We start from the raw sequence: 4,117 nt of genomic DNA, 5'->3' as shown, positions 1-4,117 counted from the left end.
GCCGGCGCCGGTGTTGTGCGGCGCCGGCCGACGGAGCCCCCAGGAAGGCAGAGAAGGAAGCTCACTGCAAAAAAGGGGAAACCATGACAGCGACGACCGACGGAAGCACCGGGGCCCTGCCGCCCCGCGCTGCCGCGGCCACCGACAGCACCACAGCACGATCCCCGCTCGCGGAGGCAGGGCCGTCCGGCGCCCTCGCCGCCGCCGAGCGGGCCACGGCCCGCGCGGCCGACCACCTCCTCGCCCGCCAGAACGAGCAGGGGTGGTGGAAGGGCGACCTGGAGACCAACGTCACCATGGACGCCGAAGACCTGCTGCTCCGTCAGTTCCTGGGCGTGCGGGACGAGGAGACCACCCGCGCCGCCGCCCTGTACATCCGCTCCGAGCAGCGCCCGGACGGCACCTGGGCCACCTTCCTCGGCGGGCCCGGCGAGCTCTCCACGACGATCGAGGCCTATGTCGCCCTGCGGCTCGCCGGCGACGACCCCGGCGCCCCGCACATGGCCGCCGCCTCCGCGTGGGTCCGCGAGCAGGGCGGCATCGCCGCCTCCCGGGTCTTCACCCGCATCTGGCTCGCCCTCTTCGGCTGGTGGCGGTGGGAGGACCTCCCCGAACTGCCCCCCGAGATCATGTTCCTGCCGAAGTGGTTCCCCCTGAACCTCTACGACTTCGGCCAGTGGGCCCGGCAGACCATCGTGCCGCTCACCGTGGTCTCCGCGAAGCGGCCCGTGCGCCCCGCGCCGTTCCCGCTCGACGAGCTGCACACCGACCCGGCCCGGCCCAGCCCGCCGCGCCCGCTCGCTCCGGCCGCAAGCTGGGACGGCGCCTTCCAGCGCCTCGACAAGGCCCTGCACCACTACCGCCGCTTCCCCTTGCGCCGCCTGCGCCGCCTCGCGCTGGACCAGGCCGCCCGCTGGATCATCGAGCGCCAGGAGAACGACGGCTGCTGGGGCGGCATCCAGCCCCCCGCCGTCTACTCGATCATCGCGCTCCACCTCCTGGGCTACGACCTGGAGCACCCCGTGCTGCGCGAGGGCCTGAAGTCGCTGGACCGTTTCGCCGTGTGGCGCGAGGACGGCAGCCGCATGATCGAGGCGTGCCAGTCCCCGGTGTGGGACACCTGCCTGGCCACGATCGCCCTCGCGGACGCCGGCGTGGCGCCCGACCACCCGGCGCTCGTCAAGGCCGCCGACTGGATGCTGGCCGAGCAGATCGACCGCACCGGCGACTGGGCGGTGCGCCGCCCCGGGCTGCCCCCCGGCGGCTGGGCCTTCGAGTTCCACAACGACACCTACCCCGACATCGACGACACGGCCGAGGTCGTGCTGGCCCTGAAGAGGGTCCGCCACCCCGACCCGGCGCGCGTCGAGAAGGCCGTGCGGCGGGCCGCCCGCTGGAACCTGGGCATGCAGTCGAAGAACGGCGCCTGGGGCGCCTTCGACGCCGACAACACCAGCACGCTGCCCAACCGGCTGCCGTTCTGCGACTTCGGCGAGGTCGTCGACCCGCCGTCCGCCGACGTCACCGCGCACGTCGTGGAGATGCTCGCCTTCCTCGGCGAGCGGCACGACCCGCGCACCCGGCGCGGCGTCGAGTGGCTGCTGGGCGAGCAGGAGGAGAGCGGCGCCTGGTTCGGCCGCTGGGGCGTCAACTACGTCTACGGCACGGGTTCGGTGGTCCCCGCCCTCGTCGCGGCCGGCATCCCCGCCTCGCACCCGGCGATCCGCCGCGCGGTGCGCTGGCTTGCCAGCGTGCAGAACGACGACGGCGGCTGGGGCGAGGACCTGCGCTCGTACCGCGACCCCGAGTGGATCGGGCGCGGCACCTCCACCGCCTCCCAGACGGCGTGGGCGCTGATGGCCCTGCTCGCCGCCGGCGAGCGGGAGGGCAAGGCCGTCGAGCGGGGCGTGGCCTGGCTGGTGGACACCCAGCGCCCGGACGGCTCCTGGGACGAGCCGCACTTCACCGGCACGGGCTTCCCCTGGGACTTCTCCATCAACTACCACCTCTACCGCCAGGTCTTCCCCCTGACGGCCCTGGGCCGCTACGTGCACGGGGAGCTGTTCACCCCCGACCGCCTGGAGGCGTGATGTCGTACGGCACGGGCGACTCCGGCCCCGCACCGCTGCTGGTCGCCTGCGCGCTCGGCATCGAGCGCCTCGCGCTGCGCGGGGGCGGCCCCGGCGAGGCGGCCGGGCCCGTGACCGTGCTGCGGACCGGCATGGGGCCGCAGGCCGCGGACCATGCCGTCACCCGTGCCCTGGCCGGCCCGGCGATGCGCGAGGCCGCGGTCGTCGCCACGGGCTTCTGCGCCGGCCTGGCGCCGGGGATGCACCCCGGTGACCTGGTCGTCGCCGACGAGACCCGGGACGGTGCGGGCCGCACCGAGTGCTCGGGCGTCGAGCTGCTCGCCAAGGAGCTCGCGCGCGCCGTGCCCCGGCGCGTCATCCACACCGGCCCCCTCACCGGCTCGGACCACGTCGTGCGCGGCGCGGAGCGGGCCGCCCTGCACGCCGCGGGGGCGCTCGCGGTGGACATGGAGTCCGCGGCCACGCTCCGCAGCGCCGTGCGGGCGGGCCCGCGCCCCGTTGCGGCCGTCCGGGTGGTCGTGGACGCTCCTGAACACGAACTCGTCCGGATCGGGACGTTGCGCGGTGGAATATCGGCTTTCCGGGTCCTGCGCACCGTCCTCCCGGCTTTTATCGAATGGCACCGTTCTTTACTGCTCCCCAGGAGGTGAGCCAGATGGCCATGCCACTCCGCCAGTCCATCCGGGTGGGAACGTATCTCTTTGAACAGAAGCTCAGGAAGCGCGAGAAGTTCCCGCTGATCGTCGAGCTGGAACCGCTTTTCGCGTGCAACCTCAAGTGCGAGGGCTGCGGCAAGATCCAGCATCCGGCCGGGGTGCTCAAGCAGCGCATGCCGGTGGCCCAGGCCGTCGGCGCCGTGCTGGAGTCCGGGGCGCCCATGGTCTCCATCGCGGGCGGCGAGCCCTTGATGCACCCGCAGATCGACGAGATCGTGCGGCAGCTCGTGGCCAAGCGGAAGTATGTCTTCCTCTGCACCAACGCGATGCTCCTGCGCAAGAAGATGGACAAGTTCACCCCGTCCCCCTATTTCGCGTTCGCGGTGCACATCGACGGGCTGCGCGAGCGGCACGACGAGTCCGTGGCGAAGGAGGGCGTCTTCGACGAGGCGGTGGCGGCGATCAAGGAGGCCAAGCGGCGCGGCTTCCGGGTCACCACCAATTCGACCTTCTTCAACACCGACACCCCGCAGACCATCATCGAGGTGCTCAACTTCCTCAATGACGACCTGCAGGTCGACGAGATGATGATCTCGCCCGCCTATGCCTACGAAAAGGCCCCCGACCAGGACCACTTCCTGGGCGTCGAGCAGACCCGGGAGCTGTTCAAGAAGGCGTTCTCCGGCGGGAACCGGGCGCGCTGGCGGCTCAACCACAGCCCGCTCTTCCTGGACTTCCTGGAGGGCAAGGTCGACTTCCCCTGCACCGCCTGGGCGATCCCCAACTACTCCCTCTTCGGGTGGCAGCGCCCCTGCTATCTGATGAGCGACGGCTACGTCCCCACGTACCGTCAGCTGATCGAGGAGACCGACTGGGACAAGTACGGCCGCGGCAAGGACCCGCGCTGCGACAACTGCATGGCCCACTGCGGATACGAGCCGACGGCCGTCCTCGCCACCATGGGATCGCTGAAGGAGTCGATCCGCGCGGCCCGCGAGAGCGTCGCCGGGAACCGGAGCTGACGGCCGTGACCGCCACTTCCGCGGGACCGGTGTCCCTCGGCCTCCCCGGTGTGCCGGCCCGCCCGCTCGCGGTGCGCCGCCCTTCGCGGCGCATCATGGTCGGGCCGGTCGCCGTGGGCGGTGACGCACCCGTCTCGGTGCAGTCGATGACCACGACGGTCACGGCCGACATCGGTGCCACCCTGCAGCAGATCGCCGAGCTCACCGCGGCGGGCTGCCAGATCGTACGGGTGGCGTGCCCCTCCCAGGACGACGCGGACGCGCTGCCGGTGATCGCGAAGAAGTCGCAGATCCCGGTGATCGCGGACATCCACTTCCAGCCGAAGTACGTGTTCGCCGCCATCGACGC

The 4,117-nt window shown here is 72.1% G+C and carries 4 protein-coding genes; all 4 read left to right on the top strand.

Translation table 11 applies throughout. From position 1 onward, the window contains the following. Window positions 1-83 precede the first annotated feature (83 nt). Window positions 84-2,090: a squalene--hopene cyclase gene (gene shc / locus ACSNOH_RS33695; protein WP_436725251.1), complete on the top strand. Its 2,007-nt coding sequence runs from the start codon at window positions 84-86 to the stop codon at window positions 2,088-2,090. Beyond that, window positions 2,090-2,740, top strand: coding sequence for a phosphorylase family protein (locus ACSNOH_RS33690; RefSeq protein ID WP_436725250.1), 651 nt, complete (start codon window positions 2,090-2,092; stop codon window positions 2,738-2,740). The genes shc and ACSNOH_RS33690 overlap by 1 nt, the downstream gene beginning before the upstream one ends. A 5-nt stretch (window positions 2,741-2,745) precedes the next feature. Then, entirely contained in the window at window positions 2,746-3,768 is a 1,023-nt protein-coding gene (hpnH, locus tag ACSNOH_RS33685) for an adenosyl-hopene transferase HpnH (RefSeq protein ID WP_030367668.1), read from the top strand. A 29-nt stretch (window positions 3,769-3,797) separates the two neighbouring features. Continuing rightward, window positions 3,798-4,117, top strand: a 320-nt coding sequence (locus ACSNOH_RS33680) for a flavodoxin-dependent (E)-4-hydroxy-3-methylbut-2-enyl-diphosphate synthase (protein ID WP_436725252.1), incomplete at its 3' end; no start/stop codon positions are given.

Origin of the sequence: Streptomyces sp. URMC 127, assembly GCF_051386535.1 — a bacterium.
Taxonomy (GTDB): Bacteria; Actinomycetota; Actinomycetes; order Streptomycetales; family Streptomycetaceae; genus Streptomyces.
The sequence above is the reverse complement of the archived record's forward strand: the minus strand, read 5'-3'. Positions and strand labels throughout refer to the sequence as shown.

Coding starts and splice junctions, on each gene's coding strand:
- hpnH (WP_030367668.1), top strand. CDS start 2,746: ATGGCCATGCCACTCCGCCAGTCCATCCGGGTGGGAACGTATCTCTTT.
- ACSNOH_RS33690 (WP_436725250.1), top strand. CDS start 2,090: ATGTCGTACGGCACGGGCGACTCCGGCCCCGCACCGCTGCTGGTCGCC.
- shc (WP_436725251.1), top strand. CDS start 84: ATGACAGCGACGACCGACGGAAGCACCGGGGCCCTGCCGCCCCGCGCT.